General features: G+C 45.4%; 14 protein-coding genes and 1 riboswitch. Of the genes, 6 read left to right on the top strand and 8 right to left on the bottom strand.

What is annotated here, in order from left to right; genetic code table 11:
• The first annotated feature begins 34 nt into the window (after positions 1–34).
• On the top strand, positions 35–877 hold the full coding sequence (locus tag G3R49_RS00330; RefSeq protein WP_130599357.1) for a DUF4437 domain-containing protein: 843 nt from the start codon (positions 35–37) through the stop codon (positions 875–877).
• A 380-nt stretch (positions 878–1,257) separates the two neighbouring features.
• Entirely contained in the window at positions 1,258–1,923 is a 666-nt protein-coding gene (locus G3R49_RS00325; RefSeq protein WP_130599359.1) for an outer membrane beta-barrel protein, read from the top strand.
• Between the two features lie 252 nt (positions 1,924–2,175).
• Here G3R49_RS00325 and G3R49_RS00320 read toward each other — a convergent pair whose 3' ends face one another.
• Both G3R49_RS00320 and G3R49_RS00315 read right to left on the bottom strand, forming a co-directional pair.
• Entirely contained in the window at positions 2,176–2,865 is a 690-nt protein-coding gene (locus G3R49_RS00320; RefSeq protein ID WP_167868284.1) for a DNA-3-methyladenine glycosylase I, read from the bottom strand.
• 49 nt (positions 2,866–2,914) lie between these two features.
• A complete protein-coding gene (locus tag G3R49_RS00315; RefSeq protein ID WP_167868283.1) occupies positions 2,915–3,502 on the bottom strand; it encodes a thioesterase family protein in 588 nt (195 codons plus the stop codon).
• A 164-nt stretch (positions 3,503–3,666) separates the two neighbouring features.
• A riboswitch (FMN riboswitch) is annotated at positions 3,667–3,840 on the top strand.
• A 91-nt stretch (positions 3,841–3,931) separates the two neighbouring features.
• Between G3R49_RS00315 and ribB the strand changes: the two genes are divergently transcribed.
• Complete coding sequence (gene ribB / locus G3R49_RS00310) at positions 3,932–4,588, top strand: 3,4-dihydroxy-2-butanone-4-phosphate synthase (protein ID WP_167868282.1); 657 nt, start codon at positions 3,932–3,934, stop codon at positions 4,586–4,588.
• Between the two features lie 71 nt (positions 4,589–4,659).
• On the opposite strand, the gene G3R49_RS00305 is transcribed toward ribB, so the two are convergent.
• From G3R49_RS00305 to prlC, 5 genes are all read right to left on the bottom strand, one after another.
• Entirely contained in the window at positions 4,660–5,262 is a 603-nt protein-coding gene (locus G3R49_RS00305; RefSeq protein WP_167868281.1) for a hypothetical protein, read from the bottom strand.
• A 35-nt stretch (positions 5,263–5,297) separates the two neighbouring features.
• The gene (locus G3R49_RS00300) at positions 5,298–6,170 is read right to left on the bottom strand and encodes an alpha/beta hydrolase (protein ID WP_167868280.1); all 873 of its coding nucleotides are present in this window, start codon (positions 6,168–6,170) and stop codon (positions 5,298–5,300) included.
• A gap of 11 nt (positions 6,171–6,181) precedes the next feature.
• A complete protein-coding gene (locus G3R49_RS00295) occupies positions 6,182–6,409 on the bottom strand; it encodes a helix-turn-helix transcriptional regulator (protein WP_167868279.1) in 228 nt (75 codons plus the stop codon).
• Positions 6,410–6,427: 18 nt separating this feature from the next.
• Positions 6,428–7,018, bottom strand: a complete 591-nt coding sequence (locus G3R49_RS00290; RefSeq protein ID WP_167868278.1) for a DUF2975 domain-containing protein — start codon at positions 7,016–7,018, stop codon at positions 6,428–6,430.
• A gap of 195 nt (positions 7,019–7,213) precedes the next feature.
• The gene (prlC, locus tag G3R49_RS00285; RefSeq protein ID WP_167868277.1) at positions 7,214–9,253 is read right to left on the bottom strand and encodes an oligopeptidase A; all 2,040 of its coding nucleotides are present in this window, start codon (positions 9,251–9,253) and stop codon (positions 7,214–7,216) included.
• A gap of 398 nt (positions 9,254–9,651) precedes the next feature.
• On the opposite strand from prlC, the gene G3R49_RS00280 reads away from it, so the two are divergent.
• From G3R49_RS00280 to gorA, 3 genes are all read left to right on the top strand, one after another.
• On the top strand, positions 9,652–10,428 hold the full coding sequence (locus G3R49_RS00280; protein ID WP_167868276.1) for a hypothetical protein: 777 nt from the start codon (positions 9,652–9,654) through the stop codon (positions 10,426–10,428).
• Positions 10,429–10,582: 154 nt separating this feature from the next.
• On the top strand, positions 10,583–11,185 hold the full coding sequence (locus G3R49_RS00275) for a hypothetical protein (RefSeq protein WP_167868275.1): 603 nt from the start codon (positions 10,583–10,585) through the stop codon (positions 11,183–11,185).
• A gap of 103 nt (positions 11,186–11,288) precedes the next feature.
• Complete coding sequence (gene gorA, locus G3R49_RS00270) at positions 11,289–12,644, top strand: glutathione-disulfide reductase (protein WP_167868274.1); 1,356 nt, start codon at positions 11,289–11,291, stop codon at positions 12,642–12,644.
• A gap of 183 nt (positions 12,645–12,827) precedes the next feature.
• Here gorA and G3R49_RS00265 read toward each other — a convergent pair whose 3' ends face one another.
• The gene (locus G3R49_RS00265) at positions 12,828–15,704 is read right to left on the bottom strand and encodes a UvrD-helicase domain-containing protein (RefSeq protein WP_167868273.1); all 2,877 of its coding nucleotides are present in this window, start codon (positions 15,702–15,704) and stop codon (positions 12,828–12,830) included.
• Positions 15,705–15,965 lie beyond the last annotated feature (261 nt).

The raw sequence follows: 15,965 nt of genomic DNA, 5'->3' as shown, positions 1-15,965 counted from the left end.
GACCAACACTCGAAGAATATAGGATCACGCTTTTATGGACTCGTCTAAATCTCTACTCGCTTTGGCATTACTAGCAACCAGCACCATTGCAGCTACAGTGACCATCACTGGAGCCTATGCAGCCGACAAGCAATCTCACCTGGTAAGCGCCAGCGACATAAACTGGGGTTACTTAAACCCACTAAGAGGCGACAAGAGTCCGGGAGCGGCCGACCTGTGGGGCGACCGTACTAAAAATACCGCAACTGGCATGTTAGTGCGCTTTAAAAAAGGCTTTTCATCACCACCGCACATCCACAACATCTCATACCGCGGTGTTGTGATAGACGGTCTAATGCATAACGACGATCCGAGTGCAGAAAAAATGTGGCTACCAACCGGCTCATTTTGGACTCAACCAGCGGGTGAAAACCACATTACAGCGGCAGATGGTCAAACAAACCTTATCTATTTAGAAATCGATAGTGGCCCTTACCTTGTGCAACCAAGTAGTGAGCATTTTGACAATGGTGAGCGCCCGATTAACCAACACTCAAGCAATATGGTGTGGTTAGCACCAACTGATGCAACGGCTGTAAATCAGTCTAACGCTCAGGTTACTTATCTTTGGGGCAGTACCAAAATAGGTGAAATGGGCGGCGCCATGATCAAGCTGCCAGCCAAATTTGATGGCGAGCTAAAGGTAACGGCTGATGAATTTCGCACCGTGGTGATTGCCGGTGAACTTGACTATCAATCTAAAGAGCAACCTAGTATTAACCTAAAACCTGGGAGCTATGTTAGCTCAAATGGCGAGTTCAGCCACCAGCTGCAAACCGAGGTTGCTACCACCTTGTATATCAGAACAAATGGCAGCTTTAATTTAAACAGCAAATAACTACTGATTCTACAAAATGAAGGTTGACTGGTTATCGCTCTCAATGATAGCCAGTCCACCCAAATAGGCTGAGCAGCCTTAAAAGTTGTCAAGGGACTGTTAACACCGCCTCCCATTCAATACAAATTCAAAGCATTCCACCACCGCGCAAACAATCAACAACAACCAGTAACAGCACCCCTACCGTTTACAACAAGTTTGCAACAGCGCTTTTAGTAACACTCACAAAACACATTAAAGAAGTTTAGTGGTGAATCTCTGACTATCATTCTCATCCATTCTTGATAAGGCATACTTATCAAACACTTAAATGGCTCAACAATGGAATTGCCTAAGCGCCATATGAAGAGCAACAACAATCTAGTCAGAGAGATTATTTAATGAAAAAGTTCATCTTAGCTTCAATCGCTACTGCTGTTTTAGCAACTTCAACTGTTTCTGCAAGCGAGTTCACCATCAACCCAATGATTGGTGCTTCTAACAACAAAGCATTTGGTACTAGCTTTGCTGCTGGTGTTGAAGCAGGCTATGGCGATGTGCTTATGGGTTACACCTACACTGGCACTTCAGAGAAGACGTCTTCTGAATTCATCTACGACGGCCAAGAAGCATTCACCAACAGTAAAGACGAATTTTCTGCTCACTCTATCTACGCGGGTTACCAGTTTGACGTTGCGGCAGGTAAGTTAGCGGTTAAAGCTGGTGTTGAAATCTCTAAGCGTAAAGCTAATGGCTCATTTGGTTGGGAAGCAATGACACCAACACCATTCTCAACTGCAAACAACGAAGGTGGTATGCTGCAATCTTCAGTGAAAGGTGAATCTTTGGTTCGCCCAATGGTTGGTTTAGGCTACCACTTAGACAACGGTTGGAACTTCAACTTACACTACACTTTCCACCGCAGCGACCGCCAAGCTACAGCTAACTTTACAGGCGCTTATATGAGTGCAGATGGATTTGAAGAAGAAAGCATCAGAAACGTTAAGACATCACTTAGCGACAAAGACATGAGCACTTGGATGTTCACTGTTGGTTACCGCTTCTAAGCAGATAAGCTAATTAGTTTTATAGCTAAATAGCCAAAAAAATACCTCATGCTAGTGAGGTATTTTCTTGAACAAACTTTGCCTTGCAGCACTTTTACCAGCCCAGAGACAGTAACAGTGCGGTTTATTCAAGCAAGTTTGTCAGTTAAGGGATTCTCTGACACCAAGGATGGTTCTCAATCGCTTACGTCACCGACCTGGGTTCGCAATAATAAGCTGCTTTCTGCCAGTAATAACGTCAATTCCAGTGAATTACATGTGGTTATCACCCACGCTCAGCGAAATGATTTTGCTGATCTCGGCAAGTTTTAAACCGGTTTGCTGTTGATACTCATTGAATACTTGCTGGGTTTGCTTAAGCCCTGATTTCGACGTAAAACCACTATCGACTAACTTATTGGCTTTTAAATAAGCTTGCACATCTTGCGATAACAAAAAGGTATCTTTACCTATCGAGCGTAAAAAATACGGCCCTGTATTACCGCCCAAACGCGCGCCTTTTTGCTTTAGAATTTGCCATAAACCCACAATATCATCGCTCGGCCAGTGAGCAATAAACTCAGCAAAACTGCCGTGTTCACGGGTCATTTGCTGCACCATATAAGCGTTATCAACAATCGCCTGAGTTTTCTTTTGGTGGCGAATAAGCGTTGGGTTAGTTGCGCGATCTTGAATCTGCTCTGGCGACAACATCAATACTTTAAAAGGATCAAAGTCGAAAAAGGCTTTCTCATACTCAGGCCATTTGTTCTCAACCACTCGCCACACAAAGCCGCTTTGAAATACCCGCTTACTCATTACAGATAGTAACTCAGCGTCGCTGTACTCGCTTATTTGCGCGGCGCTCAGTGTGTCTGGCAACAATAATTCAACCGCATCAGGCCCGCCTTTACGCTCGCAAGCACGTTGATAAATAGACGAGAACTTTTCTAACTTAGCCACTTTGTGCTCCACAATATTTAATGGTATCTGCTATCTAAGCTTATCGAACCTAGGCGACTCTCTTTGCTTGCTCGACAGCTTGCTCAGGTACAGATTGTAATTTAGGTGCGAGATTTTGCTCTTTTTTAAGCTGTAGGAATTCTTTCCACTTCACCACTTCTGCTGGCATTTGTGGTTGCTCACCGTCAAAACCTGCTTCACGCACTAGTTCTGCAATCGGCACTTGTTTGCCTTTATGCAAGAACACACCGCGCACATGCACAATGCAGTGCAAGCCACGTTTAGTGACAAAGCGATGCTCAATGTAGAAGTATTTTTGATCCCAACCAACTATCTTGGTCTCAATTTCAAACTTTTCCATTGGCTTAATATCACGGATAAAAGTGAATTCAGAAGCATTAACAATCGGCAGCCAACCCAAGCGTAAAAAGCGTTTCATAAAGCCCATTTCAGCAATCATATGGGTGCGCGCTAAATCCATAAATGCTGGGTAACGCGAGTTGGTGAGGTGCATATTGATGTCGCAATCAAGCGGCAAGGCGCGAAAGCTAATACGGCTTACATCTAAAAAACCAATACGTTTAGTGCGATGAATACGCCACAGAAACAGCCAAATCAGGCGAAAATACAAGTTCATGACTACTACTCCTTAAGTCAAGCGCACAAGGCTAACAAAGGTCATACCAGCGAGCAAGAGTTTAAATCTGTTGCACTAATAACATTAAAGAATGTGATAGATACGGGTGTTTTTTCTCAGTCAGAAGCATTAGCATTAGTGCGCCTAATGGATAAGCCATTAGGGGTAATTCTCAGGGCGGGGCGAAATTCCCCACCGGCGGTAATTTATGTCAGGCATTGCCACATAATCAGCCCGCGAGCGCTCGATACGTCGAGGTCAGCAGATCTGGTGCCTTCCTCCAACATTGAGGGATATTCCAGAGCCGACGGTTATAGTCCGGATGAAAGAGAATAGAAAACCACTAGCAGCCCACGCTGTTAGTGCGCTTGCTATGGCCTGTAGGCCACTTTCCAAAGCCCTGATCCTTGATATTTTTTGGAGTAAACCATGGATCAGTTATCACTACTTGCGCCTTTTGGCGACCCAATTGAACGCGTTGAAAAAGCCCTTGCCGCACTTAAGCAAGGTAACGGCGTGTTACTGCTAGACGATGAAGATCGCGAGAACGAAGGCGACATCATCTATAGCGCAGAGCACCTCACGGCAAAACAAATGGCGCTGATGATCCGCGAGTGCAGCGGCATTGTGTGCTTGTGCTTAACCGACGAGCAAGCCAGCAAACTAGAATTGCCACCAATGGTTGAGAATAACAACAGCGCTAATCAAACTGCGTTTACTGTATCAATTGAAGCCAAAGTTGGCGTGACTACTGGCGTGTCAGCCGCAGACCGCGTAACCACGATTAAAACCGCAATCAACCCAGATGCAAAGCCAACCGACCTTGCCCGCCCAGGCCATGTATTTCCACTGCGCGCCCGTAAAGGCGGAGTCATGACTCGCCGCGGTCACACTGAAGGCACGGTTGATTTGATGCAGATGGCAGGTTTGCAGCCAGCAGGCGTACTTTGTGAACTAACCAATGAAGATGGCACCATGGCCAAAACGCCTGAGATCATCGAGTTTGGCTTAACGCACAATATGCCAGTGCTGACCATTGAAGATATGGTGCTTTACCGCCAACAATTTGAGTTAAAGTTAGCTTAGCTAAAGCTCTGCAGCTACAAACTAAAAAGCGCAAACTGAATGTTTGCGCTTTTTAGTGTTGGGAATGTTTTTCAAGCATTAAACCAGAGGCATTTATCAAAAACGCGCTCATGGAACCAGACTTGTGACGTCAACTTTGCAATCTCTGTATCTGTTAACTCACTTGCGTGAGTAAATCGTTTTACCTCAACTAACTCAGTGCTGCACTGGGCAATCGTCGGCGACACTTTATCAAACTCGGTTAACCAAGCGTCACAATAATTGCGGTAGTCGCTTGGGACGAGCTTATGCCCCTGTTTCTTTAACCAACTAAGTGCCCGACTGTCATAAATAATTACTGGGCTTTTATACTTCAGCCACAACAGCTTTGATGCGGCTGACACTGCATAGGTGCCATATACAGCTTCACACTGCTTAGCGAGTTCAGTCACTAGGTCTGCCGCCGTTTCCTGTCGAGGAAGCTCTACAGAATCAAGCATCTGCTGCAAGTAATACAAGCGCTGCGGCTCATCTATTCTGCCGAAATTCCTCACCACTTTGTAATATTTAGCAGCGTGCAAATAACCTTCTCGGGCCACATTAGCATCCTTAGATGCCACTCGCTCACAAAAAGGCTTATCCCAATACATCCAATCATTTAAGTACTGAGCAGCAAAATAGCGAAAGTTGTTCAAACCATCCTCTCAAAAAGTCGTGAATACTAACATCATTACAGCGTCTGCAAAAACGCCTGATACTTAGCCATGGTTTGCTCGTCATCGAGCATATTAGTATGAGTCGCATCTGGCACAATAATCAGCTCTTTATTGGATGACTGACTCGCTTGATACAGCTTGTTTGATAGCTCTACTGGCACCATATCATCATTCTCGCCGCCAATAACCAATAACGGACCTTTATAATACTTGGCAAGGACTTGTTGGTTATCGACTTGTCTAAAGTTACCTACCACCTCGATATCCACAAACGGCATATACCAAGGCGTTTTCTCATCTACCCAATCATCAACATTGGTTGCAGAGCCATGCATCACCAAAGCATCAATTTGATTAGACTTAGCCAGCTGCCCAGCAATAAAACTACCCAGCGAATAACCATGTAACACCAACTGCTTTGGCTGATATGTTTGCTGCAGGTATGCAAGCTGCGCCTGTGCGTCGCTGAGTAAATTATCAATAGTAGGTGAGCCTTCACTTGCCCCTAAACCGCGGCGGTCAATCACCACAATGTCGGTTTGTAGCTCGGCGAGCTTACTCAGCACTGACAAGCTATGAGGCTCTACCTTCATGCCATTACCTTGAAAGAACACCAACATGGTTTCGCTGTTAGGGTTGTCGATGTAAAAGCCTTTTAAATTGACCTTATCTGCTGTGGTGAAGGCGATTTGAGATACCTTACTTGGCGCCATTGCGTGAGTGAGTTTGCCAACAAACTCTTGGGTGTAAGCCGTATGCCCATCACTACGAGCAATAAATTGCTGCTCGTCGATTTTCAAGGTACAGCCTGCAAGTAAAGCCATTAAAGCGGCGCCCAACACGGCTTGAGCAATTGATTGATTTGCCTTGCGCTTCCATACGGTCATAGATAGCTCCATTAGTTATTATCTAAGATTGAGATATTAGATTGATAGCGAAGAATATCGCCTGGCTGACATTGCAGGTGCTGGCAAATGGCATCCAGAGTAGAAAAGCGAATCGCTTTCGCGCGGCCACTGCGCAACACGGATAAATTTTGTGGGGTAATCCCCACTTTTTCAGCCAGCTCAGTCGACTTCATTTTGCGTTTTGCCAGCATGACATCTAATTCTATGATGATTGCCATATTGCTCACCTTAGCCCGTTAAATCGTTAACTGCGCTTCAGCGTCTAACTCATGAGCCTGTTGCATCACATAGCCCACGCAGTAGAAAATCAGCCCAACTAAGGCGAGTTTGATTTCATCACTACCAATAGAAAGATATATCGACAACGGCTCTGCACCAGCAAATAACCTGAGAAAAACCACCAGCAACAGCGGATAGAAAAGACTTAACAGCACCCAGGCAAAAAACACGTAGGCGATACGGGTAAAGCAGGTAAAGTTCGCACGGCTAAACACTTCACCCCGGCTGTATAAACTAAACAAGCGTGCGAGTAGCCCATAGATAAACAGATATGGCAGCACCTCAACAGCGCCTACAAGCAATCCTGCATGAAAACCCTGCGCGTTAATATCTGCCACCAGCGCTTGCCAAGACGGTGAGAAATCAACACGTAGATAACTTTCAAACCATCCCCACCAGCTAAGGGTAAACTGATATTCAACGCCACCAGACTGGCCACTGACCGCCTCTCCTAGGGTCACTACCGTGATGTAGCTAGCAAGATGCAGCGTTGCCAGCAATAACAATAAAATATTTATCCAACGACTTAGGCGAGTGATCCGTTCCATGTATGCCTCTGTGAGCTTTAAAGATTTAGCACTAGCTAATATGAATAAGCTCAAGCTAACAAGACCACTCTTTCTCGACAACTAATTATCGTTTTTCGATAACAAAACCAAACTAAAGTTGTAGCCAACTAGTATCTATCTCCCATAAAAAAACCGACTAAAAAGCCGGTTTTATTACGTTGTTAAAGCGTCAGACTATGCTGCTATCCCACTATGGCGAAGCAGCGCATCGATGCTTGGTTCGCGTCCCATAAAGCGCTTGAATAGTTCCATCGGCTCTTCACTTCCGCCCATTTCCAGCACGTTCTCTAGGAAGTCTTGACCCGTTTTCTCATTAAAGATGCCTTCGTCTTCAAAACGTGAGAACGCATCGGCTGACAACACTTCAGCCCACTTGTAGCTGTAGTAACCTGCAGCGTAACCACCAGCAAAAATATGTGCAAAACCGTGTTGGAAGCGGTTGAAGCTTGGCGGTGTCATCACTGCAATTTGGCTACGTACTTCATCTAAAATGCCCTGCACGTTAGCGCCTTTGGCAGCGTCAAACTCATGGTGCATACGGAAATCAAATAGCGAGAACTCAAGCTGACGTAACATCATCATGCCCGACTGGAAGTTCTTTGCAGCCAACATCTTGTCTAACAGCTCTTTTGGCAATGGCTCACCAGTTTCATAATGACCTGAAATTTCAGCTAGCGCTTCTTCAGCCCAACACCAGTTTTCCATGAACTGACTTGGCAGCTCAACGGCATCCCAAGGCACACCGTTAATACCAGATACGCCACCTACATCAACTTTAGTCAGCATGTGGTGAATACCATGACCAAACTCATGGAATAAAGTGGTCACTTCATCGTGGGTAAATAGCGCTGGCTTATCACCAACTGGGCTGTTGAAGTTACATGTCAGGTACGCCACTGGCTTTTGCAGGCCAGTTGAGGTGACGCGGCGACCACGGCAATCATCCATCCAGGCACCACCACGCTTGCCAGTGCGAGCGTATAGGTCAAGGTAGAAGCTACCACGGTGTACATCTTGCACATCAAAAATATGGAAGAAGCGTACATCATCGTGCCACTTATCGAACTCAGTTTCTTCTTTAATATTTAGGCCAAACAAGCGGTTAACTGTGTAGAACAGGCCAGATAGCACTTTATCCTCTGGGAAATAAGGGCGAAGGATTTCTTGCGACACTTGATACTTATGCTGTTGCAGTTTTTCTGCGTAGTAGCTCAAATCCCAAGAGGCTAATTCATCAACCTTGTAGTGCTCTTTAGCAAACGCTTTTAGCTCAGCAAGTTCAGCTTCACCTTGTGCTTTTGAGCGCTCACCTAACTCGTTCAAGAAGCCTAACACCTGCGCTGGCGACTCTGCCATCTTGGTCGCAAGAGACTTATCAGCATAGCTGTCAAAACCAAGCAGATTAGCTAGCTCATGACGCAGGGCGACAATTTCATCCATATTGGCTGAGTTATCAAACTCACCGGCATTTGGGCCTTGATCAGAGGCACGAGTCACAAAGGCGCGGTAACACTCTTCACGCAGCTCGCGCTTGTCGCTGTGAGTCATCACAGGTAGGTAAGATGGGAAGTCTAACGTGAATAACCAACCGGTCTGTTCAGTCGCTTCTGCCATAGCTTTTGCAGCAGCAATAGCTGATTCTGGTAAGCCAGCTAGGTCAGCTTCATCGGTAATAAGTTTAGTCCACGCCTGAGTGGCATCTAACAGCTGGTTAGAGAAACCACTGGTTAACTCTGATAGACGCTTCACAATTTCACCGTAACGCGCTTTTTGCTCATCGGCTAAACCGATACCCGATAGCTCAAAGTCACGCAGGCTTTGCTCGATGACCATTTTTTGCGCTTGAGTTAGGTTGGCAAATTCCGCTGAGTCTTTAATAGATTTATACGCTTCATATAAACCCTGGTGCTGACCCACATAAGTACCGTAATCAGATAGCAAAGGCAGGCAAGCATCGTGGGCTTCACGCCATTCATCGTTACTAACCACTGAATTCATATGCGATACAGGCGACCAAATTTTGCTTAACTCGTCATCCACTTCTTCCAGCGGAGCAATAAGGTTGTCCCAGGTGTAGGTGGTGTTTTTGGCGAGTAGGTCATCAATGGCTTGACGACAGTTGGCAATCGCTTGCTCAACAGCAACTTGAATATGCTCAGGTTTGATTTTTGAAAACTGCGGTAACTCGCTGCCGCTTAGCAGTGGATTGCTCATAAGATTCCCTTGATGAATATGTAAAAGGTGCCAACTCATGTAAATGCTAGCTTAATGCTTAATACATGAGGGCTGCCAAGTGATTTTTCAACTTAATCTAATCGATTTAGCTGCTATCCAAATCTCGCAAGTGAGCAGAGCTTGAAGCATGGGTATAACAAGTCGGCTACAAGCCCAGCCTAGGGATACAAAATTTAACACCTCGCTCGCAAAATGAGCAAAAAATCCGTTGATATTGACGATATTCAACTATTATTGCCGCCGCGTATTTCAACGCAGTTAATTTGGGCGAAATTGTTTATGCAGAGTCTATCTATTCACAGAAGATCGAATCACAGAAAACCTACGCCCAGAACATCTGCATATATCAATTGGCACCAACAACCTAAGGTAAAGCGATGACCAGCAACTCATCATGGCTAACTCTCAGTTTTGCAGCGCTAACCGCAACGCTGCTACCTATTGCACACGCACAAGCTGCTGATGCGGATGAAACTAATGCTGTTGAAGCCAATGCAGTTGAAACTAGTTCTGTAGCAGTAAGCATCGACCTAGGTTACGAGTCTAAATACATTAGCGAGGGGCGCAATAACCTTGAAGATGGTGGCATTAGCTGGGGCATGTTGTCAGCGCAAGACGGCAAGCTCACCACATATGCGCTAGTCGGCCGCGCCGATCAACAGCACTATATTGAATGGCAACTGGGTTTTGAGTATGCCATTGAGCTAGGTGCTGATATTGAAGCCAGTGTTGGCTACCAAAGGGTCGAGGTTTATGGTGATGAGCGTGAGTCCGACAATGAGCTATTTGCCAGCGCAACCTATACTGGCAGCAAGTGGATTGAACCTAGCGTTGAATACACGTATTCAACTGAAAATGCCGGTTACTTTGTTGAAGTTAGTTTGCAGCACCATTGGCAGGCCACTGAACAACTCACCATCTCGCCTTATGCGATTCAAGGTTTTGACTTTCAGTACGCAACTGAACACTACAACGGCCCTAATCATTTCCAATTTGGCGCTGAGCTAGAGTACGCCATTAGCGATAGCATAGCTATTAACGGGCATATTAGTCGCACCATAGCGCAAGAAGATATTAAACGTGAATATGCTGATGACAGTGACATCAAGCTCAATGAAACCTTTGCGGGTTTTAGCATCAACATGACTTGGTAACGCTGACTGACTGTTAGCGCTCAACCTCACTTATATAAGCCAGCGGAATTTAACAAGAGGTATTTGTCGCCAATGCCCGCAACTGGCAAGTCCACACAGCTGAGCTACACTTAAAGCCCTCTGCAGGATGCAGCTTAACGAGCAAGGAGTGCTTATGTCAGCGAAAAGTGTCTATTCCACCAGTGATAACACAACTCATGTTTCTATCGGTTGTAGATTCCCCCGTCTCAAGGCCAAGCTAGCAGCTCAATTGTTGGCTACGTGCTTATTAATAACGCCAGTAACGGCTATCCACGCTGATGATTTAAGTCAGCTAATTCAGGCATCGAAAGCATCTACTGATTTAAACACTAGCCTGGGCACAAAAGATAAGCTCGCCCTAGGCACAGTTACCAATGCTCAAGGTGAACCAATCGCAATACCAGAACAAACCCAATCTAGCCTTGAGTTTGACGCCGACGACTATCTCGCCAACCCAAGAGTACGTAATCTTAATCAGCCCCAATCTTCAGCAAGCCGTGCTAAAGCTAAAGATAAAGCGAAATCTAGTACTAGCTATGTAGCCAATAACCCAAGCTGTCGCTGGCTGGCAAACCGCCTTAAGTATCTAGGCGATAAGCTTCACCGCAGAAGCGATAGTCATGGCGATCATTACCGCAATGAATTTACAGTGCGCAAACAAGAGTTTAATTGCTTAAAGTGCAGCGACACTGGGCCAGAGCAAAGCGACCACGCTCGCTGTCAGTATCGCCGCTAACTCAACCATTACTACTTGTTAATCCCCTCTAGCGAGAATGTTAATCAGCCCTTACAATGGCGTGCATACAAACATCACTAAGTGATTAACAGCGGAGATTATCATGGCTCAACATTTTGACTATATCGCCCTAGGTGCAGGTAGTGGCGGCATTGCCTCAGCAAACCGTGCAGCCATGCGCGGAGCGAAAGTATTATTGATTGAAGCGCAGCACGTCGGCGGCACCTGTGTAAACGTAGGTTGTGTACCTAAAAAAGTCATGTGGTATGGCGCACACGTTGCCGAAGCCATGAACCTCTACGCCAAAGACTACGGCTTTGATGTCACTGTAAATAACTTCGACTGGAACAAACTGGTTGAAAGCCGCGAAGCCTATATTGGTCGCATTCACCAAGCTTATGGTCGTGGTTTTGAAAGCAACAAAGTTACCCTGCTTAACGGCTACGGCAAGTTCGTAAACAACAACACCATTGAAGTTAATGGCGAACAGTACACTGCAGACCATATTCTTATCGCCACTGGCGGCGCGCCAACGATTCCAAACATCCCAGGTGCCGAGCATGGTATTGACTCAAACGGTTTCTTTGAGCTGCGCGAGCAGCCAAAACGAGTCGCCGTTGTCGGTGCAGGCTATATTGCCGTTGAGCTTGCCGGTGTCATGCATGCCCTAGGTAGCGAAACTCACCTACTTGTGCGTAAACATGCGCCGCTACGTAACTTCGACCCAATCTTAACTGATGCCTTGGTCGAGGCGATGGCAACAGATGGCCCAACACTGCACACGCACAGCATTCCAAAACAAGTTGTCAAAAATGATGATGGCAGCCTGACCCTTGAGCTTGAAAACGGTGAAAGCATCACAGTTGATACCCTAGTTTGGGCAATCGGCCGCTCACCAGCAACGGGCAACATTGGCATTGAGAACACTGACGTACAGTTAGATGACAAAGGCTATGTGATTGTTGATGAACAGCAAAACACCACAGCGAAAGGAATTTACTGTGTTGGCGATATCATGAAAGGCGGTGTTGAACTCACCCCAGTTGCAGTTAAAGCTGGCCGACTGTTATCAGAGCGCTTATTTGGCAACATGCCAGATGCAAAAATGGATTACTCACTGATCCCAACTGTAGTATTTAGCCACCCTGCCATTGGCACCATGGGCTTAACTGAGCCAGAAGCCATTGAACAATATGGCGAAGACAAGGTTAAAGTGTACACCTCAACCTTCACCTCAATGTACACCGCAGTAACGGCACACCGTCAAGCATGCAAAATGAAACTAGTGTGCGCAGGTGATAATGAAGTGGTTGTGGGTATTCACGGTATCGGTTTTGGTATGGATGAAATCCTCCAAGGCTTTGGTGTAGCAATGAAAATGGGCGCAACCAAAGCACAATTTGATGCAGTAGTCGCCATTCACCCAACTGGGGCAGAAGAGTTTGTGACTATGCGCTAGGGGATGTGTGTTAAGAGCTATGTGCTAATAGCCAGGCATTAACCCATAGCAATCAAACACTGAAAAGCTCGCGCATTTTGCGCGAGCTTTTTATTGGACGATTGTACTGCTTTTCTAAAGCCGCCCTTGGACATAAACGAGCTTTGCTTCTGACTTTCGAAGTAGGAAATTGGATTTAACTATCTAAGCGGCGTTAATCTTGTAGGAACAATTATTTTCAAAGTTTCTACGGTAAGTCGAACATCCCCAAAAAGTGCCATACTTACCCCGCCTCAATTTCATCTCACTACCGCAGTTTAAACACACTGGACGCTCATGTTCACAGCTAGAGTTAATGCAAACTTGATAACCATCTTTAATGTCATGACTCATAGGACTACCGCACTTATCACACGGAGTTTCTTTATGCTTACAACGTGGATAAAGCGTACAAGACATAAACTTGCCGTATTGACTAACACGAGGCTTAAGAACTCCCACCCTACAAGAGTGACAAACTGTTTTATCTACCTTAAGTTGTGTTAGGGAAACTTCAAACTCATTAGTCTCAACTGGATAATCGCCTTCAATAAGCTCAGTAACAAAGTTACTTACATCGGTCATGTCCGCGAGTAAGTATGCTCTGTGTTTAGCGCGGGTTATAGCTACATAGAATAATCGACGCTCTTCTGCATGTTCAAACGTATCACCTTGAGGAAGCAACGCATTAATAAGCGCGGGAGTTTGCTTCTCAGAAGGGAAACCGTGTTTACCTGTCGTTAGCCCCATAACCACAACGTAGTCCGCCTCTTTACCTTTAGATGCGTGGAACGACTGATTCTCAATGTCCAACATGTGATAACGCTGTCTGAGCCACTGTAGATAATTAGCATCTGGCATTTGATACCAAAACCTTGCCAGCAAATAGACTTTGTTTTTGTTTGGCGAACTAGATTCAACGACGCTGTTAGCAATGGACGTTAACGCTTTATCCAGTGGCGTCATCCCTTGCTCTTCAGCTCCTTGTCTAATGATGCTCACTGCTGGGTTGCTAACCTGAACTAGAGACTTTATCTCTTTTTTAAGCTGAACAGGGTTCTGCGTAACAAAGCGTGTTGCCACGTCTCCAATAGAACTATTAAATCTGAACGTCTTATCAAGCGTCGTTTTAGACGTTGCGCCGAAGTAATTTTCAAAGTCTGTCGTTAGACGAACATCTGCGCCACTAAAGCGATAAATTGCCTGCCAATCATCACCCACACAGAACAGCGATGAGTTTTCTTTATTGTCTCGAAGTGCCTTAACAAGCCTCGCCCTAGGCTCTGAGATATCTTGAAACTCATCGACGAGTATGTAACTCCAAGGGGATTGGAACTGACCTGTTTCGACATACGACAAAGCTTTTGAAATCATATCGTTAAAATCAATCACTCTCTCTTCTGTCAGAAATTCTTGGTAGCGCAGATACAGCGGCATCAACAGTTCCAAAGCCTTGGCAGTCTGCTTTGGATCAAGAGAGTTTTTTATGATTTTTTGAATAGCGGCATCATCAAGACAAGCAGCTTTATACAGGTCAACTAACGACCCTAAAAGGCGTGCTAGCTCCGTGACTTGTCCTGTTTGCTCTAAGTTATCCAATAACTCATTATCAGGCAGCGGATTCGTATTAACTTCACGAGCAACTAACTCACGCTCCAATACATCCAACATCGAGCGATTGCGGTGTTGATGGTAATACAGCTCGACATACCCTGTACCATACTTGGCATGCGTCTTCCTCTTCCACTCTATACCTTGTTGGTATCTCTCTTTATCGATATATGGAGGAGGATTGCCGTCCTCATCTGTACCGTAATACTCAATGTAGATGTCATAATCTGGCAGATAGAAGTCGGGTTCGTATTGTCGGTACTGCTCTGTAGCAACATCGATTCGATATTTAGCCTCATACTGGTAGTTGATGCCTTTTCTATAAAGCCAGTTGGCAATCACCATCTCACCAAAGCTCCTCACTTGTTCACCCTTTAGCGTGCGAACATCGTTATCGTTGAGGTATTTTAAGTGTTCGCCTTGAGTTTTGAACTCGAACGGGTCTTTTTCAACGAAATAATAGGCACTGAAATAATCGAGTAACGCTTTCTTATAACTAGTATTTTGCATCAGCGAGGCAATAGCTTCATTCATCCACTTCACTTTTGCCCGCATATCACCTTCCAAGGGTGATAAGCTCGGTGCTTTGCCTTCAACTTGTGAGATTATCTTCACGCCGAGGCTATGAAACGTGCTCGCTTTAACATCTTCAAATCCAAGTTTTTCCTTAATGCGCTCATCCATCTCTTCTGCAGCTATTCTGCCATAGGCCAGCATCAAAATATCGTTTGGTTGCGCTTGCCCACTTTTCACTAGATAGCCAGTTTTGCCAACCATAACGCTGGTCTTTCCTGTGCCAGCTCCCGCTAAAAGAAGGTTATTGTCGTTGTCAGTAATGCACGCAACTCTTTGTTTAGCAGTCAGCGGGTTAGATTCCACGTTACTGAAGAATGAATCAAAGGTGTTAAGCTCGCGCTCTACATACTCACGTCTGATATTCTCAATATCGGCTTGTTTCCAACTAGCAATTCGACTTAGCTGAGATGCTGTGTTTCTTGCGAAGTCGGATAGCCCCGAAGCCTTGTTCCAACCTCGCCAACGTTTGTATTCTGCTTTGGCAAAGCTCTGGATGCCCCATATGGCTGAGTCACGAAGAAATCTAGATTGGCATTTATTTTCCACCGAACCTAAGAACTCAGCTATATGCTGTGCGTTCTGGTTAGCCCATTGAGGAAAGAAACGGTGCGGATACTTGAAGGGGAGGAAATAGCTAAGCATAGAAAAGCGATAAGGCTTACCTTTTACGCTAAAACTTAAACAACCACCAGTGATTGAAGTCTTCAGAGTTGGGGCGCTATCCACATCTTCCCATTTGAAGCAACTGTGCTCATCACCTTGGTTGGTACTGATACCTGCTTCGCTGATCTCTACAATTCGCTGCTTCTTAAACAGCCGAGCAATAGGATTTGTGTTAAGCGTCCACTGAATCATTCTACGTCACCGCCTTACATAGTGGGATACCGAATAAAGTGGCGTAGTTTAACTCATTGGCGCTTCGCTAGTACTTGAGCTTTGTCAAGATTTGCTTTCTATCAACGGAGGAACCTTCGGGTTAGCAATTAAGCTAACAATAACCATACTTAACAGCTATTATCTTGCGACATGTAACACAGTTTTGGTGCATGTTTGAGTTTGGTGACACTCCCTATCACCACACCTAAATTCTCTATCCTTTAAAGCAACTAACCTCCT

This window comes from Shewanella sp. WXL01 (assembly GCF_012263345.1).
Lineage (GTDB): Bacteria > Pseudomonadota > Gammaproteobacteria > Enterobacterales > Shewanellaceae > Shewanella > Shewanella maritima.
Note: the sequence above shows the minus strand (reverse complement) of the source record. Positions and strands in the feature narration are given on the sequence as shown.